The 24,434-nt window shown below is 62.1% G+C and carries 20 protein-coding genes; 6 read left to right on the plus strand and 14 right to left on the minus strand.

Annotated elements, in window-relative coordinates:
- Positions 1-121 precede the first annotated feature (121 nt).
- The 10 genes from ACFQDI_RS15975 to recD2 all read right to left on the minus strand — a co-directional run bounded on the left by ACFQDI_RS15975 (position 122) and on the right by recD2 (position 13,739).
- Positions 122-1,891, minus strand: a complete 1,770-nt coding sequence (locus tag ACFQDI_RS15975) for a vWA domain-containing protein (protein ID WP_377168527.1) — start codon at positions 1,889-1,891, stop codon at positions 122-124.
- Entirely contained in the window at positions 1,888-2,772 is an 885-nt protein-coding gene (locus ACFQDI_RS15980; RefSeq protein ID WP_377168529.1) for a DUF58 domain-containing protein, read from the minus strand. Before ACFQDI_RS15980 ends, ACFQDI_RS15975 begins: the two co-directional genes overlap by 4 nt.
- Positions 2,759-4,237: a hypothetical protein gene (locus tag ACFQDI_RS15985; RefSeq protein WP_377168531.1), complete on the minus strand. Its 1,479-nt coding sequence runs from the start codon at positions 4,235-4,237 to the stop codon at positions 2,759-2,761. Before ACFQDI_RS15985 ends, ACFQDI_RS15980 begins: the two co-directional genes overlap by 14 nt.
- A gap of 1 nt (position 4,238) precedes the next feature.
- Positions 4,239-5,684, minus strand: a complete 1,446-nt coding sequence (locus tag ACFQDI_RS15990; RefSeq protein ID WP_377168533.1) for a hypothetical protein — start codon at positions 5,682-5,684, stop codon at positions 4,239-4,241.
- A 109-nt stretch (positions 5,685-5,793) separates the two neighbouring features.
- Positions 5,794-6,198: a GxxExxY protein gene (locus ACFQDI_RS15995; RefSeq protein WP_377168535.1), complete on the minus strand. Its 405-nt coding sequence runs from the start codon at positions 6,196-6,198 to the stop codon at positions 5,794-5,796.
- Positions 6,195-7,259, minus strand: a complete 1,065-nt coding sequence (locus tag ACFQDI_RS16000) for an ABC transporter ATP-binding protein (protein WP_377168537.1) — start codon at positions 7,257-7,259, stop codon at positions 6,195-6,197. Before ACFQDI_RS16000 ends, ACFQDI_RS15995 begins: the two co-directional genes overlap by 4 nt.
- Positions 7,260-7,281: 22 nt before the next feature.
- The gene (locus tag ACFQDI_RS16005) at positions 7,282-9,078 is read right to left on the minus strand and encodes a hypothetical protein (protein ID WP_377168539.1); all 1,797 of its coding nucleotides are present in this window, start codon (positions 9,076-9,078) and stop codon (positions 7,282-7,284) included.
- Entirely contained in the window at positions 9,075-10,091 is a 1,017-nt protein-coding gene (locus tag ACFQDI_RS16010) for an AAA family ATPase (RefSeq protein ID WP_377168541.1), read from the minus strand. Before ACFQDI_RS16010 ends, ACFQDI_RS16005 begins: the two co-directional genes overlap by 4 nt.
- 96 nt (positions 10,092-10,187) lie before the next feature.
- Entirely contained in the window at positions 10,188-11,543 is a 1,356-nt protein-coding gene (locus tag ACFQDI_RS16015; RefSeq protein ID WP_377168543.1) for a hypothetical protein, read from the minus strand.
- Positions 11,544-11,561: 18 nt separating this feature from the next.
- Positions 11,562-13,739, minus strand: a complete 2,178-nt coding sequence (recD2, locus tag ACFQDI_RS16020) for an SF1B family DNA helicase RecD2 (RefSeq protein WP_377168544.1) — start codon at positions 13,737-13,739, stop codon at positions 11,562-11,564.
- A gap of 121 nt (positions 13,740-13,860) precedes the next feature.
- On the opposite strand from recD2, the gene ACFQDI_RS16025 reads away from it, so the two are divergent.
- Entirely contained in the window at positions 13,861-14,463 is a 603-nt protein-coding gene (locus ACFQDI_RS16025) for a GNAT family N-acetyltransferase (protein ID WP_377168546.1), read from the plus strand.
- Between the two features lie 7 nt (positions 14,464-14,470).
- Here the strand turns inward: ACFQDI_RS16025 and ACFQDI_RS16030 are convergent, their stop codons facing one another.
- Positions 14,471-15,211 carry an AraC family transcriptional regulator gene (locus ACFQDI_RS16030; RefSeq protein WP_377168548.1) on the minus strand — a complete coding sequence of 247 codons (741 nt, stop codon included), beginning with the start codon at positions 15,209-15,211 and terminating at the stop codon, positions 14,471-14,473.
- A gap of 91 nt (positions 15,212-15,302) precedes the next feature.
- Between ACFQDI_RS16030 and ACFQDI_RS16035 the strand changes: the two genes are divergently transcribed.
- Positions 15,303-17,867 (plus strand): DUF7133 domain-containing protein, encoded by a 2,565-nt coding sequence (locus tag ACFQDI_RS16035; protein WP_377168550.1) that lies wholly within the window; start codon positions 15,303-15,305, stop codon positions 17,865-17,867.
- Positions 17,868-17,885: 18 nt separating this feature from the next.
- On the opposite strand, the gene ACFQDI_RS16040 is transcribed toward ACFQDI_RS16035, so the two are convergent.
- Together ACFQDI_RS16040 and ACFQDI_RS16045 are read right to left on the minus strand one after the other, a co-directional pair.
- Entirely contained in the window at positions 17,886-18,347 is a 462-nt protein-coding gene (locus ACFQDI_RS16040; RefSeq protein ID WP_377168552.1) for a thiamine pyrophosphate-dependent enzyme, read from the minus strand.
- Positions 18,274-18,954 (minus strand): thiamine pyrophosphate-dependent enzyme, encoded by a 681-nt coding sequence (locus tag ACFQDI_RS16045; RefSeq protein WP_377168554.1) that lies wholly within the window; start codon positions 18,952-18,954, stop codon positions 18,274-18,276. The genes ACFQDI_RS16040 and ACFQDI_RS16045 overlap by 74 nt, the downstream gene beginning before the upstream one ends.
- Positions 18,955-19,071: 117 nt before the next feature.
- Between ACFQDI_RS16045 and ACFQDI_RS16050 the strand changes: the two genes are divergently transcribed.
- From ACFQDI_RS16050 to ACFQDI_RS16060, 3 genes are read left to right on the plus strand one after another with little or no spacing between them, the layout of a single operon-like run.
- Positions 19,072-20,031, plus strand: a complete 960-nt coding sequence (locus tag ACFQDI_RS16050) for an HlyD family secretion protein (RefSeq protein WP_377168556.1) — start codon at positions 19,072-19,074, stop codon at positions 20,029-20,031.
- Between the two features lie 2 nt (positions 20,032-20,033).
- Positions 20,034-20,960: an ABC transporter ATP-binding protein gene (locus ACFQDI_RS16055; protein WP_377168558.1), complete on the plus strand. Its 927-nt coding sequence runs from the start codon at positions 20,034-20,036 to the stop codon at positions 20,958-20,960.
- Positions 20,957-22,093, plus strand: coding sequence for an ABC transporter permease (locus ACFQDI_RS16060; protein WP_377168560.1), 1,137 nt, complete (start codon positions 20,957-20,959; stop codon positions 22,091-22,093). The genes ACFQDI_RS16055 and ACFQDI_RS16060 overlap by 4 nt, the downstream gene beginning before the upstream one ends.
- 193 nt (positions 22,094-22,286) lie before the next feature.
- Here the strand turns inward: ACFQDI_RS16060 and ACFQDI_RS16065 are convergent, their stop codons facing one another.
- Complete coding sequence (locus ACFQDI_RS16065; RefSeq protein WP_377168562.1) at positions 22,287-23,258, minus strand: amidohydrolase family protein; 972 nt, start codon at positions 23,256-23,258, stop codon at positions 22,287-22,289.
- A 389-nt stretch (positions 23,259-23,647) separates the two neighbouring features.
- Here ACFQDI_RS16065 and ACFQDI_RS16070 point away from each other — a divergent pair, with 389 nt between their 5' ends.
- On the plus strand, positions 23,648-24,376 hold the full coding sequence (locus tag ACFQDI_RS16070; protein WP_377168564.1) for a hypothetical protein: 729 nt from the start codon (positions 23,648-23,650) through the stop codon (positions 24,374-24,376).
- The last annotated feature ends 58 nt before the right edge of the window (positions 24,377-24,434 follow it).

Raw genomic sequence — 24,434 nt, forward strand, 5'->3', positions numbered from 1 at the left:
ACCTCATTTGGGATGGCCGCAAAAAACTCAAAAAGGCACAAAAAAAAGAGGGGGCGCAGGTTTCCGGAGGCAGCCCCTTTTTGCGGCCTTTGCGTTTTTTTGCGGCCACTGAACGGATGTTTCATGCGCGCAAGACCTCCTGAGTTTCGCGTTTGGGATTGGTGAACCACCAGCTGCCGAACAGCAAAAGGAGCAGGGCGAGAAGCCACAGCCGCCAGCCGGGGTCTGCCTCGTGCAGGGTCTCGACCTGCAGGGCCTTGACCTTGTCGAGTTCATTGAACGGCTTTGCCTGGGTGAGGTCTGCCTCTCGGGTGTCGGCAAAATGTGCGGCCGCAGTGAGGAGCAGCGTTTCACCCTGACGCACAGTGAAGTGGCCGGGCCGTGAAGGGGCACGGAGCAGGCGGGCCTGTGCGAGGGGGATTTCCTGGTCTCCGAGTTTCAATGGCCCGGCTTCGGCATCCTGGCGGTGCGCCACATTGAGGTGCTGACGCACGTCGAAGTTGGCGGCTTCAGGCGCGAGTTTGTCTGTGCGCAAAGTTTCAAGGAAACGATGCAGAAGCACGGCGAAGGCAGGCAGCTTGCGGGCATTGGAGATCTCCAGATCGAACTGGCAGATCAACTGCCTGCCGCCGGCGGGCATGATGCGCAAGACGATCAAGGGGCGCTCGCCCTGCCAGAGCAGCACGCGATCCTGGGACTGACGGGGCATGGGTTTGGACTCGCGCACCAGAAGCCCCTGCCAGTTGAGCCCTTCGACCAGCGCATGCGGCTCGGCCACGATGCTGCCTTTGAGGTAGGGGGCCGTCTCTTCCGGCGGGGCCTGAAAGAAGCAGCCATGACGCTGCTCTGGCAGGGCGAAAGTGGGTGTCATCACCGCAGCGACGAGATCCGACGCACCCGGAGCGCCGACGATGCGCAGGTGGGCGTAGCGGCTGAAGAGCTCCGCGAGCAGCGGTGTTTTGCCGTCGAACGGACAAAGCGAGAGGACTTTGGGCTGAGGGCGCACGAGCGGCAGAACGTTGTCGAGTGCGAATGCGTCGTCGCCAAGGTGAAGGGCAAACTGCTGGACCTCTCCGGGGGGAAAGGGACCGGAGAGCGTCTGGGTTTCCCCGGGGGCGAGCTTGAGAGATTTGGCAGGGGACTGCGCAGTGCCGGCCAGGGCATGCCACTGGCGCTGCTGCGGAGTGCTGGAGTAGTTTTTCACCAGGGCGTGCCAGACCCACTGGCCGTCAACCTCCTCCACGGTCACGCCGGCCCAGCCGACGTTGTCGGTTTCCTGACCGACGGAAATCACCTGCGCGCCAAACAGAGGGGGGACAGGCAGGGGGTGGTCTGTGACAAGCACGACGACGCCCTTTGGCCCGACGAGCCCGCGTGCGATGCGCAAGGCGGGGGTGAAATCATGCACGCCGAGGAGCGGCTCCCATTGATGCAGCGCCTGCCGCAGCTCAGCGGCCAGCGTGCCGTGATAGAGGCTGGGGGCCTCGACATCTGAAGACAGCAGTGTGAGCTCTGCGCGCGCCAGAGGGCCTTCGAGCAGGCCGAGGACGTCATCGACCGCTCTGAGCGCAGGAGTGCGGAAGGCCTGCATGCTGGCGGATGCATCCATCACCACGGCGATGCGCTGCACGGCATCGTGCCTGAGCCAGCGGGGCTGCACGAGCAGCCAGGTGAGCAGCAGCACCATCAAAAGCTGAAGCCAGAAAGGGATGGAGGTGCGGAGGCGCTCAAAGCGGCTGCCGGTGCGGCTCTCGCGCTTCATCTGCTGCAGCAGAAAGAGCGTGGTGGCGTGCACGCGGCGGTTGCGCCGCTGGAGGAAATGAATGGCGATCACGGCCGGAATGCCGAGCAGCGCCCAGAGGCCCCAGGTGTTGGCGAGGGTGAGGCTCATGCAGTTTCCACGGCTCCGCTGGGGATTCCTTCGAGCTGGAGCGCCTTTTGAAAGTCGGCCTCGGCAGCGACACGAGCCAGCGAGATGCCGTGCTTCAGGGCGGCGGATTTCCACAGCTCAAAATGACGGCGGTAGGCGGCCTCGTAGCGCTGGAGCAGGGCGGGCTCGACCCGGTGCTCGTGAGGGAGGCCGGTTTCGGGGTCGATGAACTCGTAGTTCCCGTCCCAGCCCGGGTCGGCCTCCTCCCGAGACTGGGGTGCGAAGACGATGCCGCGCCCGCTGCGTGAGCTGAGGCAGGCGAGGAGGGCTTCCGGCTCGGTGGGAAAGAGGAGGTCACTGATGAAGACACGCATGGCACCGGCGCGAAGGGGGAGGCGGTTCAGCGCAGGGATGTCCTGAGTGGAGATGAGGTCGCTGACGCGTGCGTGCCACTGGCCGCTGAGAATGACCTCGGGCTCGAGCAAGCGATGCTGTGCACCGGCAATGGCGTAGCAACGCAGCGTGGCACCGGACTGCAAGACGGACTCGACTGCGTAGGCAAACAATTCCAGCGCACGCTGCTCCTTGGCGGCAAAGGCGAACATGGAGGCTGACACGTCAAAAATGAGATCGACGAGGGGACGGACTTCCTCGCGATAGAGCTTCATCGAGTAAGTGCCGGTGCGGGCGTAGGCCTGCCAGTTGATCTGGCGCGGATCGTCTCCGGGGAGGTAGAGGCGGTGATCCTGAAAGTCGAGGCTGCTGCCGGTGCCGCCGCCGAGGAAGTCGCCGGCATGGCCGCGCCAGCGCTGCTGGCGGAAGGGAAGCTTGAGCACGCGCGCCCAGCCACGGGCACGGACGTGGAGAGAGCGGAGCGCGGCGGCGTCATCAAGGAGCGTCATGGGTGCGCGAGGGTTGCCGGGCCGCATTTTCCAGGGCCTCGTGCTCCAGCCTGGTGTAAGTTTTGAAATTAACGCCTGCACGCAGGATGGCGAGAAGCAGCCAGCCCAGGCTGAACAGGCTGCCCATGATGAGGATGCTCTCACGGCTGCTGTAGTTGCCACACTCGACCCCAAAGAGCGCGGTGACGGGCGTGAAGATGCCGAGTGCACCGAGACCGCGTGCGTTCATGGCATGGCAGAACATCGTCAACATGATGCCGGCGACCACCATGCAGATCTGCACGAACCACCAGCTGGCAAAAATCCCCGCCCGAGTGATGCGGAGGCTGACAGGCACGAAGACGGCCAGCAGCAGGCAAAGCATGTAGAGGCCCGGGCCGTCATCCAGATCCCAGGACGAGTGCCTGAAGGTGATGCCAGCCGTGATGCTGAGAGCCATGACGCACAGAAGCAGGGAGAACAGCACGCCCGAAGCCCAGCCCGGGTGCAGGAGCCTGCCGGCAAGCCTGCCCAGGCGCCCATGACGCGCCAGGGCCGCGACAGCCGTGGAGTAACAGGGCATCTCCTCAGTGAGCACATCCATGCAGACGATGAGGGTGAGGAACAAGAGGGGTATAAAGACCCAGAAGGCGACGTCGGGATCTTTGCTGAAAAAACAGAGCAGCAGCCCGGCCACCATGAAAAGGCCATGCACGGCCAAGGCGACGAGACGTTTTTTTGTGCTGTGATTCTCCGAGGGAGGCGCGATGCGCGAGGAGCCGAGCGCCAGAAAATAATAAACGGCATACGCCACCACGGCCAGAATGCCGCCAACGAAGCTGCACTGCTCCCATAGCTGCAGCGCGAAGAATTCACGCAGGAGCGAGTCTGCCTCCGAGGCGGAGACGAGGATGGCCGTGAAAAAGCCCAGCGGCACCACCCCGGCCCCCACGCAGAGCCCGAGGAAAATGCGAAGGAGCAGCGACGGCAGCGAGGAAAAGGCGAGCAGCGCAGCGGTGATGAGGCCTGAGCCCAGAACGAGCATGACCAGCGCCACGACTTCCCTCAGGATTTCAACGCCGCCAAAAAAGTAGCGTGCAACCATGTAAGGCAGGATGGAGCCCGCCACGAGAAGCGACTGGCCGCAAAGGGCCACCCATTTGCCATAAAGAATGCGGAAGGAGGCGATGGAGGTGAGCATGAGCATGTCCAGCGTGCCGTCGGCATCTTCGACATGGAGGGCGGAGAAGCCGCGCAGGGGCATGACGGCCAGCAGCATGAGCCCTGCGATGCCCCAGAAAATGCCGTTCACAATCTCCAGCGGGGCCCCCAAAGCCACGGTGGCGAGCAGCAGGATGATGAGGGTGTGAAACAGGATGAGCGCCGAGGTGAAAAACCGCGTGCGCAGCCCCTGGCGCAGTTCCTTGACGACGATGGGGCTGAAGTGATCGCTGAAATCACGCAGCATGGGCAGTGTGGCGCTCATGTCAGACAGCAGCGCCTCCTTTCGCAGCGTGAACGATGCGCAGGCCCTCCTGCCTGGCGGCACGCGCATGACGCCAGGCAAGCACTGCGGCGACCAGCAGCAGCGCAGGCCAGACAGAGGAAGTGAGCAGGCCGAGCTGGAGCAGGGCCGCCTTGTCCCCCGGCTGCGCGTTTGCATACCCTGCCGGCAGAAGCTGGGGGAGTGCCGTGCTGAACCAGGCGGTGGTGCTCTTGATTTTCAGGGGCAGCAGCAGCAGGCTGCCCAAGCTCACCAAGAGCACGTTGACCAACAGCGAGAAGACGATGAACGGCAGGAGCAGGTCGCGAGACTTGCGGGTGGGAAACAACTGCAGCAGGGCGGCGATCATGCAGGTGCCGGACGCGCCAATGAAGACAAACTTTGCCTCCTCCGTGCCACGGCTCCAGCTGACGTAAAATGCGGCGAGCGCCACCAGCAACGCCGAGTAAACCAGCCCTGTGACCCAGCCCGGGGCCAGCAGCCACAGTGCGGCGCGCCCGAGCCAGCCACGCTGATAAAACGCGGCGTAGACGGAGGGCACTTCGTTCACACGCTCCGTGAGGGCGTCCATCATCAGCAGCGAGAGCACACCGGCCACGGTGACGCCCATGGCGGCGGCGGAGCCGGTGAGCCAGCCAAGCAGCATCAGGGACAGGAACATGGCCAGATGAACGGAGCGTTTGACCACGCTGAGGAGGGAGGCCGCCGGAGCGATGCGGGTGGCCGCCAGGCTGAGAAAGAAAAATACGGCCCATGCGGCCAGTGCCACCACCAGGAGCAGGGTGCTGCCACCGCCCGACTTGGTGAAGAAAGTGAACACCCTACCGGAAGACATGCCGCCGCCCATGCGTGACATGATTATCAAAGAAAACGCGCCACAGCCAGTCATCATCAGCGGCAGGAAAACAACGACGGCACGCAGCCAAAACTGGCGCTGAGTCGAGAGCGCCACGATCACCGCCGCCAGCACCAGGCCAGCCAGCCATTTGTAGAACAGCGCGGCAACCTCTCCAAAAAGATCCAGACCGCCGAACACAAAACGTGCGACCACATAAGGCATGATGCTGAGCATGAGAAGCAGCGACTGCGAGGCGATGGCGGCCCACTTGCCAAAGATGATGCGCCCTGCGGAAAGCCGCGTGAGAGCGAGCATGTCCAGCGTGCCTGACTTCAGCTCATCCGCCACGGCGGAAAAGCCACGCAGCGGCATGATGATGCAGAGAACGAGCGTGATGATGCCGTCAAACCACCCGCTGACCGCCGCGGCATTTTCCGCGCCACCGCTCATGAGGGTGAGCAGGACCAGCATGAGGTGCAGCGTGACCAGCACCCCGCCGAAAAGCCGGGTGCGCAGCCCCTGACGCAGCTCCTTGACCACCATCGGTGAGAGGCGGTCGGGAAAGTCTGTGATGACGGGTGCGGCGTTCATGAGTGGGATGGCCGCAAAAAGACGCAAAAAGACGCAAAAAAGGGATTCTGATTCAGAACCCTCCCTTTTTGTATTCTTCGTTTCCTTGCGGCAATGAATTCAGAATTTGTCATAACGCAGCCATGGCTTCGGAGAGCACAAATTTGCGGATGTAAAAACGGCCCGCTCCAAAGTTCAGCAAAAGCCCATGCTCGCAGCGTGAGCTGCGCAGATAGCCAAGCAGTTGCGCGGTGTGCTCGTTGAGCACAGCACGCACAGCCTTGAGCTCCAGGATGATCTGCCGCTCCACCCAAAGATCAGCAAAATAATCACCTAGCAGCGCCCCATCTTCGTCATACACATTCATGGGCACCTGCTGCTCAACCTGCAAACCCTGTTTGCGCAACCGGTTGGCCAGTGAATTCTCATAGATCTTCTCCAGATGACCTGGTCCATGAAATTTGTGCGCTGCAAATGCCGTCTCTCGAATGACATCACACAACTGAAAAACCGGATCCTTGAACTTTAGATTCATAATCCCTCCTTTTTTGCGTCTTCTGCGTTTTTTTGCGGCAACCCTCCGGGCGGCGGGGATTTGAAGGTGTTCTTGTCTATCTGGCCGAGCATGTCGATGAAGGCGTCTTCGAGACGGCGCTCTTCACGGTGGAAGTCGAGCACGGGCAGGCCGTCCTGGATCATGCGGCGAAGGACGCCCGAGAGGGTGGCGTCATCGGCAGCCTGAATGCGCAGACGCGCGCCGCGCCTGGTCTCTTCTTCGACCTTGATCAGCGGGGCGGTGAGCGCCCATTCGATGAGCTTGGCGGGTTCGCCGGCGAGCTGCACATTCACCATTGTCTCGCCAGCGGTCTCGGTGCCGCGCACCATGCTTTCGGCGTCGCCATGATGCACGATGCGGCCTTTGTCGATGAAGAGCAGGCTGTCGCACATCTCCCCGAGTTCGCTGAGAATGTGGGAGCTGATGAGGATGGTCTTGCCCTCCTGCGCGAGGATGCGGATGAGGTTCTTCAGTTCAACGCGCGCCTTGGGGTCGAGACCTGCGGCAGGCTCATCGAGGATGAGGATCTGCGGATCATGCAGCAGCGCGCGGCCGAGGCAGAGGCGCTGGGTCTGGCCTTTGGACATCTTGTTGCTCATGCGGTCTGCCAGCGGCGTGAGGTCGGTGAAATCCATGACCTCCTGAATGCGCCGGAGACGGTCTGCGCCTTTGAAGCCGAGGGCGCGTGCGTAGAAGTCGAGGTATTCGAGCACGGTCATGTGCTCGTAGGTGCCAAAGCTGTCCGGCATCCAGCCGAGCAGACGGCGCACTTTGGCGGGATGATGCACGACATTGTGCCCGCCCATGGAGACGCTGCCGCTGCCGGGGGAGTCGAGCGTGGCCATGATGCGCATGGTGGTGGTCTTGCCGGCACCATTGGCGCCGACGAAACCGACCACGCGCCCGTGGTCGATGCTGAAGGAGACGCCATCCACCGCCTTGAGGCTGCCAAAGCTGCGGTGCAGATCCTCCACCACGACGGCAGGCTGGCTGCGGTCGATCTCGCAAGCGGGAGAGGAATGGGAAACGGACGATGGCATGAAATTGACGAAGATGCGGAGTTCAGGGCTGCGCCACGGGGCCGAAGATGACGATGCGATCATCCTCCCAGCGGATGGAGGACAGGGTGCCGAGGGTGAAATCGGGGGCCTTGCGGGCCTTTGCGATGAAGAACGAGCGGCGGTTCGTCGTGGCGTCGTTGAGCACTTTCCGCAGCGAGCTCACGGCGGGGTCAAGGGCCGCATCCAGCCAGGGGTTTTTCGCGACAGCATCCGCCTTGACCAGCGTGGCGCTCTGGCCGGTGCTGAGCGGTTTTTCCAGCTGCCAGTGCGCGCCCGTTGCATCGGTATAAAACAGTTCCTCCACCGTGAAGCCGAGCGCTGAGATGAGCGTCGGTGCGGCATCAGGCGCGGCACCGGTCTTGAGTTCAAGACGTGCGCGAGTCGAGACGGCGGCACGCAGCACCTGCCCCTGCTCGGCGCGGCTTTGGAAGAAATTGCCGCGACGCTCCTGCCCGTCCTGGATGAGGTTCGTGGGCTGCCCGCCGGGGGTGTTTTTGAGTTTCGCCCACGGTGTGTCCGGCATGACGAGCGGCTCGACGAGCACAGGCTGCCTCATCTCAAAACCTGCGCCCAGCAGCACACCGGTGCGGGAAACCTGCTCCTGGGTCACATAGGCTGCGGCTTCGTCCGGTTCGAGATCAACCACGACGAAACGCCGCCCGACCCCGCCCGTGCCATCCTGCAGGAGGATCAGCACCACCATGACGAGGCTGGCGCCGATGGAGAGCAGAGGGGTGGTGACAAAAAGCTTGTGCCTCCTGCCTGCGGGAGCCAGGACAAAGAGGTTCACCGGGCCTACCAGCAGGCCAAAGATCACCAGGAAAACAATCACCTGCCAGGAGGCAAAGCTGCGCGTGCCGAGCAGCCCCAGCAGGGGCCAGTCACCTGTTTTTGAATGGTGCAACGCAAGGCTGTGCAAACGCTGCTCCTCGCTCCAGTAGCGGCTCACCGTCTGGGATGCGGGGAGGGTCCTGCCGTCCCAGCTGAGGGTGACGATCTTTCCCAGAGAAACACTGTGCGCGCCCGCACTGGCAATATCCGGCAGACCGAGGGACTCCGAGTAGGTGCCCGGAGAGAGGTACACATGCAGATTGCCGCCGAGCCGCACCCATTCGTAGAGGGCACGCTTCACCGCCGGCTTCAGCTTCTGCCAGTCCGCGCCGCTGAGCAGCACGAAATCAAACCCACTGTACCCCAGCCATGAGTCCGGCAGGTCTGCAGGCTCAAAGCGGCAGCCGAAGCTCATGGTGCCGCCATAGTACCTGCCGTGGCCTGAGCTGAGCTTTGCCTCCACCTCCTTGTTGAGCTGTGTGATGCTGAACTCCGCCAGGGACTCGCTAAGCGCCAGGGACGGAAACCCTGAGCTGCGGTTCTCATGTTCAAACTTGGGCGCCTCATCAAAGCCCGTGCCTGAAATGCCCACTCTCAGCATGTGGCCGGAACCCCCGGAACTGCTGGCTGCGTAATCCACGGCAAGAGGCACCAGAAACAACGCGGACTGCGTGGAACGTGCAGGCACGTCCAGCGCGAAGCTGCTGTCATGCTCGCTCTGGCGCCGGTAGTGCTGGGTCTGCGAATGAAAGTCGAAGCTCCAGCGGGCGTCCCTGCGCGTGCCGTTTGTCGCCACGATGCGCATGGGCGCATAGCCGGAAGGCGGCAGAGGATCAAAAACACTGCGCACCTGAACCCGTGTGCCGGAAGCGGGGTCAAGATCTTCATTGACGATGTTTTGCTGAGCACGGGCCGCCGCAGCCACCAGCAGCACCGCCCCCAGCAGCAGGTGGTGAAAGGACCTCATGCGGCCTCCTTCAGGGTGCGTGGTGTCGCGAGCTTTTGCACGGGCACTTCCGCCAGGATGGCACGCACGACACCGGCGCTGGTTTTGCCATCCATGCGCGCGGTGTAGTCCAGCAGCACCCGATGATTGAGCACCGGGAGCGCGAGGGCCTGCACGTCTTCAAAGCTTGCATTTGGCCGGCCGTGCATGAGCGCGCGCGCCTTGGAAGCGGCCGCCAGACTCAGCGCGGCACGCGGGCTGGCGCCGAAGCGCACGCCCTGCGCCGCCTGCGACTGCCCGGGATGCGTGGCATCGACGATGCGCGCGATGTAGTCCGCCACGATCTCTGGCAGGAAGATGCGCCGCGCGGTCGCCTGAATGTGCACAAAGGCCTCGCGAGTGACCACGGAGGCGACCTGGGGCTCCACGCCAAGCTCGCGCTGGGTGACGATCTTTGCCAGCGTCTCGGGCGAATTGCGCAGCACTTCGAGCTTGAACAAAAAGCGGTCCACCTGCGCCTCCGGCAGCGGATAGGTGCCTTCGAGCTCGATGGGGTTCTGCGTGGCGAGGACGAAGAAAGGGTCTGGCAGGGCATGTGTCTGCCCGAGCACCGTCACACGGCGCTCCTGCATGGCCTCAAGGAGGGCGGACTGTGTCTTGGGGGAGGCGCGGTTGATTTCGTCTGCGAGAAGCAGATTGGTGAACACGGGCCCCGGCTGGAATACAAACTCGCGCCTGCCGTCAACCTCCTGAAGCACCGGATTTCCTGTGATGTCTCCCGGCAGGAGATCGGGGGTGAACTGGACGCGACGTGTGGTGAGGCCGAGGGCTTTTGAAAGGCCTTTCACGAGTTCGGTCTTGCCGAGACCGGGCAGCCCCTCAAGCAGCACGTGACCGCGTGAAATGACGCCGCAGAGCACGAGTTCGATGAGCTCGCCCTGCCCAAAGAGCACTTCATTCAGGGTCCGCCGCAGGGCATCGACGGGTAGGGATGCCGACTGGATCTCTGAGTCTGAGGCGTAGGCGTCTGTCATTCTTCAGACTAAAAAAGAGCCAAGGCGTGAAGTCGAGATGAAAAGGGCGCTTCACATACATTTCATACAAAGTGCCACGTCTTCCGGCGGCAGTGCTCAGCGGAAGACGCGCTTGAGCACGGCCTTCTCATCCGGGGTCAGGGACTCGCGCCAGACCTGCTCGCCACCCTGCCCGGCGTTTTGCACCGCACCTGCGGCCTGGGGGCCACGGGCGGTCTTGTCCACCTCATGTTTTCCATTTTGCAGCGCGAGCATGTCGCCCACCTGGGCGCGTGAGAGGTCTGTGTTGGAGACCGCCTCTTTTTTGTCGGTGCCGAAATCGTTCTCCTGATCGGACAAGGTCAGCGGCGCGGTGCCCGGGCCGCGTGAGACGCCGCCGTTGCCGGGGCCTTCGCCATCGCCATCACCCATGCCAGAGCCTTGTTTTTTCTGCAGGCCCAGGGCCTCTGCCAGGGCATCGTCCTCGCCTTCGCCATCACCCAGGAAGCCGGGGTTTTTGCACATGCCATTGCAGGCGCCCGCTTTCTTTTTCATGGATTCGCCGAGCTGTTTCATCTGCTCTTTGGAGAGGCCTTGGAGATTTTTAGGATCGATGGCGGTGATGGCTTCGAGCAATTTGGGATCAAGCTCCAAGCTGCCGGACTTCATGTCTGCAAGCGCCTGGTCGAAGTCTTTGAGCAGCTGCTCCCTGGCCTCCACGGAAAGCTGGTCGGCGTAGTTTTTGAGTGCATTGAGGCTGCGCTCCGCCGCGGCGAGGTTTTGAGCGAGCTGTCTGATGTCACGCTGCAGCTGCTCCTTGAGCGTGTCTCCCGCATGGAGGCTCTCGTGGCTGAACCACTTTTCCGGCGGCTGGTCGCGAAGATCGGCAATCTTGGCGAGCTGCTCGTCTTTTTCCTCCTGGGTGATGATCTGGTCTTCCTTGAGCTTTTGCAGCCAGTCCTCCATCTGCGCCCAGGCCTGGGGCTCCACTGTCGGCTCTTTGGCTTCGGCGTCCTGCGCCACAGGCAGCCAGATGGCGAGCGCCAGGCTGGCGGCAAAGGCCACGACGGGGCCGCCCACAGTCTGCCAGCGCCAGCGCCAGCCGTCATCTGCAGCAGGAACCATGGCCGGCCAGACGCCACGGCCTGCCACCGCCGTCGTCAGGGCATTGTGCAGATGCAGCTCGGACTCCAAACGAACCAAGGCCTGCGAGGATGAAATGAACTGACGCCGCGCCAGCAGCCAGCCGGTGATGATCAAGGCCGCCAGCGCAGAGAGCGCCCATGGCCAGACAGCATGCCAGCCGAGCTCCATGCCACGCGAGCGCAGCAGAAAGATGGCGGCAAATCCGACCACCCCGGCCATCACCATCAGGGGCATGGAACGCGCGAGCCACCAGCCGGCATTCACCTTGCGCCGTGTACGGCGGGCCTGCCGCAACCAGGCATGAGAGAGCTGGGCTTGATCCATCATGCCGGGACTCATACCCGATCAGCCGCCGGATGACGAGCACAATAATTGGCGCAGACCGGTCCAGCGTTTGCGGCTTTCCTGCCGGCTGACGGCCAGGGAGAGGGCGCGCTCGTCGCCAACGAGGACGCACAGTTTTTTGGCGCGGGTGATGGCGGTGTAGATGAGGCTGCGCTCCAGCAGGACATAATGCTGGGTGCTGACGGGAATGATGACGCAGGGGAATTCGCTGCCCTGGCTTTTGTGGATGCTGAGGGCGTAGGCGAGCTGAAGCTCGTCGAGTTCTCCGGGCTCATAGGCGACGAGGCGGTCGGAGTCATAGCGGACGTGGATCTTCACGGGATCGGGATCGATGGTGACGATGTGGCCGATGTCGCCGTTGAAGACCTCCTTGTCGTAGTTGTTGTGGGTCTGGATGACCTTGTCGCCGACGCGGAAGGTGACGCCGAAGCGCTCGATCTCGAACTTGAGTTCGTTGGGTGGATTGAGCGCGAGCTGGAGAGATTGATTGAGGGAAAGGGTGCCGAGGAGGTTGCGATTCATCGGCGTGAGCACCTGGATGTCGCGGATGGGATCGAGACCGTATTTGGTGGCGAGGCGGGTATGAGCCAGCTCGACGAGGGTGTGCTTGATCTCCTCGGGCTCGCTCTCCCGGAGGAAGAAGAAATCGCTGCTGCGCGCGGGCTTCAGATCGGGCACCTGGCCGCGATTGATGGCGTGCGCGCTGGTGATGATGCGGCTGCTGGCGGCCTGGCGGAAGATCTCGGTGAGCTTGACGCAGGGCACCTTCTCGCTGGCGATGAGATCGTGCAGCACCATGCCGGGGCCGACGGAGGGGAGCTGGTCTGCGTCTCCCACGATGAGGAGGTGCGCGCCATCGGGCAATGCGGAGAGGAACTGCGCCATGAGCGGGGCATCGATCATGGAGGCTTCATCGACGACGAAGAGATGGCCGGCGAGGGGCTTGCCACGATGACGGCCCCACTGGCCTTCGCCCTGGTATTCGAGCAGGCGGTGCAGCGTTTTGGCCTCAAGGCCGGTGCTTTCGGAAAGGCGCTTCGCAGCGCGTCCGGTGGGCGCGGCGAGGACGAGCTTGATCTGCTTGCTCTGCAGAATGAGCAGGATGCTGCGGAGGATGGTGGTCTTGCCCACGCCGGGGCCGCCGGTGATGATGAGCAGGCGATGCCGCAGGGCCTCGCGCACGGCATGCTGCTGGCTGGCGGCGAGCTCCTTGCCGGTCTTTTTCAGCACCCAGGCGAGGGCGGCGTCTTCGTCGATGCTCGGATAGGCTGCGGGCAGGGCGGCGAGCGACCGCACATTCGCCGCGATGCTCTGCTCTGCGGCGCGGAGGTAGGGGAGGTATAAAAAGGTGTCGTGCCGCTCGACCTTGTCCTCGGCAATGAGCGCATCGATTTGTGGGGCGACCAAGGCCTCCACACCGAGCAATTCGACAGCCTTTTTGATCACCTCGGTTTCCGGGACGCAGCAATGACCGCTGCCGGCGGCGGTTTCCAGCACGTGCAAAATCCCTGCGCGGATGCGCTCGGGGGCGTCCTCGGCGACGCCGAGCTGATAGGCGATGTCATCGGCTGTTTTGAAACCGATGCCGCGGATGTCCTGCGCGAGGCGGTAGGGATTGTCCTTCAGCACGGCCTGCGATTCTTCGCCGTAGGTCTTGTAAATGCGCAGGGCCCGTGAGGAGCTGATGCCGTGCTGGTGCAGGAAGAGCATGATGCCGTGAATGGACTTCTGCTTCATCCAGGACTCGCGGATTTCGAGGCGGCGCTTTTTGCCGACGCCTTCGACGTCTTCGAGCTTTTTGGATTCGTTTTCGATGATGTCGAAGACCTTGGGCCCGAACTTCTCGACCATGCGCTTGGCGTACTTGGGCCCGATGCCTTCGATCAAGCCGCTGCCGAGGTAGCGCTCGATGCCTGCGAGGGAGTCCGGCCGGCGGAGCTTGATGTCTTCCGCTTTGAACTGGGGGCCGAAGTCGCGGTTGGGCTCCCACACGCCACGGGCTTCGAACTCCTCCCCGGCGACCACACGCGGCGCTTTGCCGATGAGGCTGACCACGTCCTGACGGCCTGCGGGGACGATTTTGAGGATGCAGTAGCCGTTGTCTTCATTGTGAAACACCACGCGGTCCACGAGTCCGCGGAGGACTTCGGGCTTGGCGGTGGAGCGAGAGGGTGGCATGAGCGCAGGCTAGACATGGATGGGGCTCCTCACAAACTCCGATTGCTGAACGTGGGGCGTGAACATTCAGTGTCACCAACAGGTGTTTGCTCACGTAGCTGATGAGACTCTATTGCGCCTGATGTCCGCCCTGCTGCCCAGTTACCGCCTGCTGCTGAACGATCGGCTCCCTGTGATCCTGCGCCCGCTGACGCCGGATGACCGGGAGCGGATCACGGATGCGTTCAGGAGGCTTTCACCGGAATCGACGTACTTCAGGTTCTGGACGCGCGTCCAGGGCGCGAATCCGAAATTCATCGAGCGGCTGTGTACGAATGACGACGGGCAGCACCGGACGTGGGTCATTGTGATCGAAAACAACGATGACATTCCTGGCGTGGGCGGCGGCTCGTACTGGCGCTCGGAAGGTCTGGAGGACAGCGCGGAGGTCTCCTTTACGGTGGCGGATGAGTTTCAGGGCCAGGGCGTGGGCACGCTCCTGCTGGCAGTGCTGTGGGCGGAAGCGCAGGAGGCTGGTCTGAGGCAGTTTGTGGCGTATGTGATGGATGAAAACCACGTGATGCTGACCTGGTGGGCAAACCTGGGTGCGGCGCATGTGAAGCAGTCCCATGGCGGATGGGAGCTGACGCTCAGGCTGGATGAAACGCTGCTGCCGGACACATCGGCCGCGAACAGCCTGCGCCGGAGGCTTGGCTTTTTACGCGCCGCTGCCGCAGATGCATGAGAGCTGGTCACCCCTGATGCCTGCGGCGAAACTCCCGGGGTGTCATGCCGGTGCGTTTGCGGAACTGCTGGGTGAAGGCGCTTTGATCGCAGAAACCGTGATCGAGGGCGATCTGGATGATGGGCGTGGAGGATTTGGCCAGGGCCTCGGCGGCGGACTGAATGCGCGTGCGGAGGAGCAGCTCGTAGGGGCTGAGGCCGAGGGCGGCGCGGAGCTTGCGGTGCAGGTGGCGCTCTGAGACGCCCACAGCGCGGGCGAGATCTCCGGTGGTCACGGCCTCCTGGCAGTGCTCGTCTGCAAAATGCATGGCGGCGGCGACCTCGCGCACGTCGTGATGGCGCATGCGGTCTTCATCGCGGCGGGTGATGCCCATGACACCGATGACTTTGCCGCGCCTGTCCTTCACCGGCAGCTTGGTGCAGAGGAACCAGTTCAGATTGCGCTGCTCATCATACCAGACTTCGAGGCGGTTGATGAGCGGCCTGCCGCTGCGGATGACTTTTTGATCGTCCTCGCGGTAGGCCTTGGCGACTTCAGGCGGGAAGAATTTTTCATCCATGGCGCCGACGAGTTCGCGCTCGCTCCTGATGCCGAAACGCTGGAAGGTGGCGCTGTTGGCGGCGATGTGGCGGCCCCGGTCGTCCTTCATGAAAAAGAAGACGCCGGGCATGTGCTCAAAGATGGCGCGGACGCCCTGGGGATCGGCGATCCGGGCGAAGAAATCGGCTTGGAGGCGCGGCAGCGGCATGGCCGGATTTTAACAAAGATTGGCAGCCTGTCACCAAACGAACGAGGGGCTTCAGGAGTATGTTATGGCGATATTTCAACCACCGTCCGTCATGAACCTCCGTATTCTCTCCTGCCTCCTCTTCGCCAGCGCCGCCGCGTTTGCGCAGACCAAGCCGACCTACACCTTTCCCATCAAGGCGCTGAGCCCTGAGGAGGAGCTGAAAACGATCGAGCTGCCGAACGGCTATTCATTGGAGCTGGTGCTGAGCGATCCGATCATCAAGGAGCCGACGGCGATCGCGTTTGATGGCAATGGCAAAATGTATGTGGTGGAGATGCGGACGTACATGCAGGACATCGACGGCACGGACGAGCTGACACCGAAGAGCCGCATCTCGCTGCATGAATCGACGAAGGGTGATGGGGTCTTTGACAAGCACAGCGTCTATATGGACAACATCCTGCTGCCGCGCATGGTGCTGCCGCTGGATGACCGGGTGCTGGTGGGCATCACGGACACAAACGACATCACGCTGCATCGCGATGCAAACGGCGACGGCGTGGCGGATGAGCAGGCACCCTGGTATGTGGGCGGACCGCGCGGCGGGAACATGGAGCATCAGCCGAGCGGACTGGTGTGGGGATTGGACAACTGGATCTACACCACCTACAACGGCTACCGCCTGCGCTGGAATGGCAAAGAAGCACCGCTGAAGGAAAACACCGCGCCCAATGGCGGGCAGTGGGGGCTGGCGCAGGATGACTACGGCAAGATGTGGTGGAGCAACGCCGGTGGTGAAAAGGGCCTGTGGAACTACCAGGCACCGATCCTCTACGCGGCGATCAATGTGCCGCAGCAGAAGAGCGAGAAATACGACACCGTGTGGCCCATCGTGGCGCTGGGAGATTTTCAGGGCGGGCCGGGGCGTTTCCACTCCCCGGAGGATCTGCGCCTGAACCACTTCACCGGCTGCGCGGGGCAGACCGTCTATCGGGGTGACCGCCTGCCGAAGGAGCTGTATGGGAATGTGTTTCTGCCGGAGCCGGTGGGGCGTTTGATCCGGCGTTCGATTGTGGAGATGAAGGATGGCATCACCACGGTGACGAATCCGTATGAGGAACAGATGAGCGAGTTCATCCGCAGCAGCGACCCGAACTTCCGCCCGCTGAACATGACGACCGGCCCTGATGGCTGCCTCTACATCGTGGACGCGTATCGCGGCATCATTCAGGAAGGCAACTGGGTGAAGCCGGGCAGCTTCCTGCGCGGTGCCATCGAGCCCACCGGCATGCAGCACGTCATCGGCCACGGCCGCGTGTGGCGTCTGGTGCACAAGGATTTCAAGCCGGGTCCGCAGCCGAAGATGATCGGTGAAACACCCGCGCAGCTGGTGGCGCATCTCACGCATCCGAACGGCTTCTGGCGCGACACCGCACAGCGCATGCTGGTGGTGAAGAACGACAAGTCCGTGGTGCCTGCCCTCATTGAGATGGCGGCGAAGCATGAGAACCACCTGGCCCGCCTGCATGCACTGTGGACGCTGGAAGGGCTGGACGCCTTGACGCCTGAAATCATCCGCACGGCGATGAAGGACGAGCATCCGCAAATGCGTGCGAGTGGCATCCGCGTGGCGGAGACGCTGCTTAAAAAGGGTGACACGGCGCTGGTCGCCGACATCAAGGCGATGCGCACCGACAAAGATCCGACCGTGGTGCTGCAGACGCTCTACACCAGCCGACTTTTGAACTGGCCCAACTGGAAGCTGGAGGCGCAGACGGTGCTGATGACATCGAGCAGCCTGGGTGTGAGAGAAATCGGCGCACAGCTTCTGGTGGAGGCCCCCAAGATCAGCGGCAGCTTCAGCAAGGATGAGAAGAAGCAGCTGGAGCGCGGTCAGGAGATCTACCGCTCGCTGTGTTTCGCCTGCCATGGCTTTGATGGCGCGGGCATGCCGATTGCAGGCCGTGAAGGCGCGACGCTGGCTCCGCCGCTTGCAGGCTCCAAGACAGCTGTTCAGGGAGACGCGATCGTGCGCGTGATGATGAACGGCCTCACCGGACCCATCAACGGCAAGACCTACGAGGCGCAGATGGTGCCGATGTCCAGCAACAACGACCAGTGGATCGCCGACGTGACCAGCTACATCCGCAAGGCCTTTGGCAACAACGGCAAGCTGGTGCAAAAGAAGGAAGTGGAAAAGCTGCGCAAGGAACTCTCCAAGCGCACCACGGCCTGGACCATCGAGGAGCTGCAGGCGCTGTATCCGCAGCCGCTGAAGAACCGCAGCGCGTGGAAGCTCAGCGCCAGCCACGGGGAGAAGGAGGCTGGCAAGTCCATTGATGGAGACATCACCACGCGCTGGGACACCCACAAGCCGCAGACGCCGGACATGTGGTTTCAAATTGAGCTGCCCGAAGCCACCGACATCTCCGGCCTCGTGCTCGACACCGGCAAGTCCCACAATGATTACCCGCGCCAGTACAAGATTGAGCTCTCACTCAACGGCACCGAATGGGAGAAGCCCGTGCTGCAGGGCAAAGGCGAGGCAGGATCTGTGGAGTATCTTTTCCCGAAGCCGATGAAGGCCAAAGCGATCCGCATCTCACAGACCGGCGAGGTGAAGGGGACCTACTGGTCCATCCATGAGCTGGAGGTGCTGGGTGTGGTGAAGTGAGCCCGCCCGCTGCGAGCATCACGGGCTGAAAAGATGACGTCCCGTGGTGCCTGCTGCAGTGGCGCAATCGACCTCCCAGTAGATGTCGGTCATGATTGCGGCAGGAGGCAGGCAGGGGCTCGATTTGGCAAATTCAGCCGCAGCCCTGGCTTCCGCCAAGGCGACTGATCTGATGCGCTTCACAGCCTGCTGATCCACCACATTCTCGCTCTGCAACTGGGCCGCCCAGAGTTGCAAGGGATCGTGGTTTTGGCACCGGTCTTCGACTTCAAGTTTCGTCCGATACTTGAACTTGTTGGCGTCCGCGACGGTGAACCCTTCGAAGCGGCAGGTCGCGATCTCCAGAACGCTGGGGCGCTGATCGCGATAGGCGCGCTCGATGGCGGGCTGCAGCTTTGTGCGAATTTCATAGACGCTGTCGCCATTGATGAGATCCCACTCGATGTTGTAGCCCGCAGCGCGGGGCCAGCGAACCTTCAAAAGCGGAGGAGCGCTTGACCGAGGTGCCCATGGCGTAGCCGTTGTTTTCAATGAGATAGATCACCGGAAGGCTGAAGAGGGAGGCGAGATTCAATGACTCGTGAAAGGTGCCCTGGTTCACGGCGCCATCGCCAAGAAAGCAGAACACCGCACCGCGTTTTTCCTGATGTTTGAGTCCAAAGGCGAGACCTGCCGCCAGGGCCGTTTGTGTGGCGGCATAGCCGTGGCCACCCCAGTGACGATGCTCGGGAGCGTAGAAGCCGAAGAGGCCTCCCCTGCCCCGGGCGCAGCCTGTGGCCTTGCCAAACAGCTCCGCCATGCCCTCCCGCATGCTCATTCCCGACACGATGGCAGTGCCCATGCCACGAAGGCTGCAGATGCTATGATCCTGCGGACCCATCATGGAGCGGACGGCCACCGGTATGGCTTCCTGACCGATCTGCAGAATGAGGAAGCCGCCCATGCGGCCAGCCTGGTAATGCTGCAATGCCGTTATTTCAAAGGCACGGATGCGGTGCATCTGTCGAAGGAGCTGAATTTTGTCCGCCGGAGTCAGTTCCGCGTTGACTGCGGCCAGCGAATGATCCGTTGCGTCTGACGTGCTCATCGGACGATCACATTGAAGCAGCGAGTGAGAAAGTCGAGCCTGGCCTTGAAGCGTAGGCGGCCACATCTTGCAACTCACGCATAACGGGGTAACCGGTGTGCCATTCTCCATCCCATCATGAAGCAGCTGTATCTCTCCCTCGGCGTCCTGGTCATGATCGTCGGGCTTTTGGGCTGCGAGAAGCCGCCGTCGAATGTGCTGCAGGGGTATGTGGAGGGTGAGTTTGTGTATGTGTCTGCGCCGCTGGGCGGAAGGCTGACGAAGCTGCACGTGCAGCGTGGCGCGCAGGTGAAGGCGGGAGATGTGCTGTTTGCGCTGGAGGATGTGGCGGAGACAGCGGCGCGTGATGAAGCAGCGCACCGGCTGCAGCAGGCGAACAACACGCTGGCAGATGCAAAGAAGGGCAAGAGACCGACGGAGATCGCGTCTCTGGAGGCGCAGCTGAAGCAGGCGCGTGAGGCGCTGGCGCTCTCGGAAATCGAGTTCGCGCGGCAGATGGATCTGACGAAATCGGGGGCGGTGGCGGTGGAAAGCACGGACCAGGCCCGCAGCCTGAACATCCAAAACCAGCGGCGCGTGGAGCAGCTGGAGGCGGACCTGAAAACCGCCGCGCTGGGCCTGCGCAGCGATGCGGTGGCGGCGCTGGAGGCGGAGGTCAAGGCACGCGAGGCCACGCTGGCCAAGGCGGCGTGGGACCTCTCGCAGAAGCAGCAGAGCGCCCCGCAGGCCGGCGTGGTGAATGACACGCTGTATCGCGAGGGCGAGATGGTGGCGGCGAACCGGCCCGTCGTTTCCCTGCTGCCGCCGGCGAACATCAAGGTGCGCACCTTTGTGCCACAAACACGGCTGACGAAGCTGAAGGCAGGCGACGCGGTGAAGGTGCGTCTGGATGGGGCGGCTGAGGCGCTGCAGGCCAGGGTGAGCTTCATCGCGGCGCAGGCCGAATACACGCCGCCGGTGATCTACAGCCAGGAAAACCGCAGCAAGCTGGTGTTCATGATTGAGCTGAAGTTTGACGATGCGGTGGCGGCCAAGCTGCATCCTGGACAGCCGGTGGATGTCGAATTTGCGCCCTGAAGATGAGCGAGGAACTGGCCATCGACGTGAAGGGCATGACGAAGAGATTCGGCACGCGCACCGTTGTGAACGAGATCGACCTGCAGGTGCGCACCGGAGAAATCTACGGATTCCTGGGCCCGAACGGCAGCGGCAAGACCACCTTTATCCGCATGCTGTGCGGTCTGCTGAAGGCGGACGAAGGCAGCGGCTCGTGCCTGGGATTTGATGTCATCAAACAGAGCGAGGAGATCAAAAAGCAGGTGGGCTACATGACGCAGCGCTTCAGCTTTTACGAGGACCTGAGCATCCGCGAGAATCTGGATTTTGTGGCGCGGATGTATGGCGTGAAAAACCGCAGGGATGCAGTGGCCGCCTCCATTGAGCGCCTGGGTCTGGCCGGACGTGACCGCCAGCTGGCAGGGCAGCTGTCCGGCGGGTGGAAGCAGCGGCTGGCGCTGGCGGCCTGCCTGATCCATGAGCCCAAGCTGCTGCTGCTGGACGAACCCACCGCCGGCGTGGACCCAAAGGCGCGGCGAGATTTCTGGGAGCAGATCCACCAGCTGGCCGCCGAGGGTCTCACGTTTCTCATCACCACGCACTACATGGACGAGGCCGAGCGCTGCCACCGGCTGGCCTACATCGCGTATGGCGATCTGCTCACCCACGGCACGGTGCAGCAGGTGATTGAGAGTGCGCATCTCACCACCTGGCAGGTCAAAGGCGGCGATCTGCTGAAGCTTGCCGGGGCGCTCCGTGGAAAGCCGGGCGTGCATCAGGCGGTGGCCTTTGGCACTTCGCTGCATGTCAGCGGTGGCGATGCAGCGGCTTTGGAGCAGGCCATCGCACCTTTCCGCAAGGATCATGAATGGACGCTGATCCGCTCCGGGCTGGAGGACGTGTTCATCCACCTGATGGACCAATCGAAGGACAACTTTGCTGCCGCATGAAGCGCTACTTTTCCATCACGCGCTTCCTGGCGATCATCATCAAGGAGTTCATCCAGATGCGGCGGGACCGAGTGACCTTTGGCATGATGGTGGGCATTCCGCTGCTGCAGCTCATGCTGTTTGGCTATGCCATCAACTCCGACCCCAAGCACCTGCCTGCCGCCGTGCTGGTGAACGACCACGGTCCGCAGGCGCGCACGCTGCTGAGCGCCATCCGCAACAGCGGCTACTACGAGTTTGTGCGGCAGGTGCGGAGCGAGGATGAGGCACGCGAAGTGCTTGAGCATGGGGAGGTGCAGTTTGTCATCACCATCCCGCAGGATTTTTCACGCGACCTGCTGCGCGGGGACAAGCCGACCGTGCTGATCGAAGCGGATGCCACCGATCCTGCCGCGACGAGCAACGCCATCAACATCCTGCGCCCGCTGCTGACCACGGCGCTCATCAACGACTTCAAAGGCCCGCTGTCTTACCTGGCGCAGAGTGATGCGCCCATCGATCTGCGCATCCATGCGCTGTACAATCCCGAGGCGATCACGCAGTACAACATCGTGCCCGGCCTCATGGGCGTGGTGCTGACGATGACGATGGTCATGATCACGGCGCTGGCGATCACGCGCGAGCGGGAGCGCGGCACGATGGAGAATCTGCTCTCGATGCCCACGAGGCCGTTTGAAGTGCTGCTGGGGAAGATCATCCCCTACCTGTTTGTGGGCTACATCCAGGTGGTGCTCATTTTGCTCGCGGCGCATTTCCTGTTTCACGTGCCGTTTGTGGGAAACATCGGGCTGCTGTTTGTGGCGGCGTTTGTGTTCATCGCGGCCAATCTCGCGGTGGGCATCACCTTCTCCACGCTGGCGACCAACCAGCTGCAGGCGGTGCAGGGCTCGTTCTTTTTCTTCCTCCCTTCCCTGCTGCTTTCGGGCTTCATGTTTCCCTTCCGGGGCATGCCGCAGTGGGCGCAGGCCATCGGCGAGGTGCTGCCGCTGACGCACTTCCTGCGCATCGTGCGCGGAGTGCTGCTGAAGGGGAACACCTTTGCGGACATCTCGCTGCAACTGTGGCAGATCGGGCTGTTTGCGATTGTGGCGCTGATCGTGGGCGTGCTGAGGTATCGGCAGACGCTGGACTGATGCCTGGTCGTAGGTTGGGTGTGTTTGGCGTGCCAATTTTACCCACGCCAACAGAACTCTCTTCGCCAAACCGCCCGACGATGAGCGTGTCGTAAGCCATGGTGCGTTGCCGTGCGCTGATGGACGGGCGGGCTTACGCCACACCCATCCTACGGCCCACGTGCTTCGCCTTGGACCTAGCGTAACCCTTTGCTTATAGCTGGTAAAACCTGGTCGCATTGCCCGACCACAGCTTGCGCTGGTCGGCGAAGGGACGTGAGGCCACGATCTGATCCAACGCCTCAACCCAGCCGCGCACGCGGCTGCCGAGGAGGCAGACGGGCCAGTCGCCACCGAAGAAGACGCGGTCGGGGCCGAAGGCGTCGAGGCAGTGATTGACGACCGGCGCGAGGTCTTCAGCGCGCCATTCACCGGGTGGGACGAAGGCGACGATGCCGCTGATCTTGCACATCACGCCGGGTTGCGCGGCGACGGCATCGATGCCGCGCTTCCAGCCGTCGGCAGTGCAGGTGCGCGGGAGGCCGGGGCCGAGCTTGGGATTGAAGGCCTTGGGGTCGCCATTGCCGCAGTGGTCGAGGACGAAGTGTGTCTCCGGGCACTGCTGGATGAGCTTCACGGCATCGTGCAGCTCCGTGGGGCGCATGGTGAGTTCGAAGTTGAGGCCGTGCCTGCCGAGGGTCTGCACGCCGCGCACAAAGTCGGGGCGCAGGCAGTAACCGCGTGGAGTAGAAGGACCGTGCAGCACCTGGCGCAGGCCTTTGACGATGCCAGTACCGGCATAGCGCTGCACGTAGCTCTCGAAATCCGGAGAAGCCGGACGCCCGCCGATGGTCGCGGCGACAGTGGGCGTGTTGCGTGCGCGGATTTGCGCGACGATGGCGTCGGCCTCCTTGATGTGGTCTTTCGGAGCCACGTCCACTTCCATGTAGATGGCCTTCACGTTGAGGCCGTGGAAAGCTTCCTGATACTCAGGCGTGAGGAACGTGTGCTGCAGCACCTCCGGGGCTGTCTTGACCCACGGCGGATTCACGAAATCTCCGCCCCAGAGATGCTGGTGGGTGTCGATGATGAGCTTGTCCGCCCTGCGTGTGGTCGTGGTGCAGGAGGAAGCCGCGAGGGCTGCGGCTGAGGCGGAGGCGGTGTGGAGGAACTGGCGGCGGTTCATGGTGGAGGATGGAGATGTCACTACGGGATGATCCTGTCGAGTTTCGCTCTGGAATCTCAACTCTCTCTGAGATCAGACACCTCAAAAACTCGATCAGATCGTCTGAGAGCAGACTCTCCAGAGTAAACCAGTCGCAGTTTTTCGATAAACAGGAAGCGTTCACGCGCCGGATGCGACATCCAGCACTCGTAATCCTCGCGCCACTGATCCTCGAATGTGCCCACCGAGATCGCCGTGCGATCCAGACGGCCCATGTTCAGCAGTGAATGGGCAGCGAGTGACACTTGGTTGAGGATAAAGGCAAAGATCGGTCACGCAAGACGGCATCTCAGCGTGCCTCTAAAGCCCAACGGCCTTGAAGAAGCATCTCAAACTCTGCATCGTATGATGTGTACACCTTCGAAGAACTCAGCACCGAACCAGTTCACACCTTTTGCTATCTAATAGGTGTTCTGAAGAAATGGCCCCAAAAGAATCAGATCACAGCGGATTTCTTTACCGGTCAATTCGAGTGGCTGATCAATGTTGAAGATCAAAGTGACACAGTTTGGAAGACACGAAGACGCTGTGATCTGACACGCAAATACGTTCTGCCTACTGCCCCCCTCACAATGACTCCTTCATGGAGTCCATTTCCACTTGCCTCCAACGTCATGCCGGAGTTGTTGCAACACGGTCGAACGGACGATGCTTGGGCTTCAGCTTATGCGATTTTCAATCCGGTCCTGAAAGTCGGCGAGGTCATTACCCTGCAATTTGGCGGCAAAAAAACTTCTTTCGAAACACCGGTGACCGATGGGCAATTGCAATTTGAGAACGTTCACGCCCATCACTTTTTCTGGTTGCTCGAGATGACGATTGCCCGTGCTCAAAAGATGAAGAAACCGATTATTTTAGCCGGACTTCCAGGCTTCGGTTACCAGAATGTTCTCGATCAGGATCTAATCGGGGAATCACGGCTACGCCTGTTGGAGGCGGGCTATTTGTATCCTTCCAGAGCTCCGCAAGGGGCAAGATTTAGTTTTCTCAGCGATCCAAACGCCCGCGCAGCGCGAAAAGAGGAGATGGAACGGCTGACCAGGTCGTCTCCTGTTTTTCCACCTCCGCCTTGTTGCTAAAGCGGGCAGCCATCACTGGCTGCCCGCATAAGTGATCAGAAATGTCAGCTCCGTTTAC

The organism is Prosthecobacter fluviatilis, assembly GCF_042655725.1.
GTDB lineage: Bacteria > Verrucomicrobiota > Verrucomicrobiia > Verrucomicrobiales > Verrucomicrobiaceae > Prosthecobacter > Prosthecobacter fluviatilis.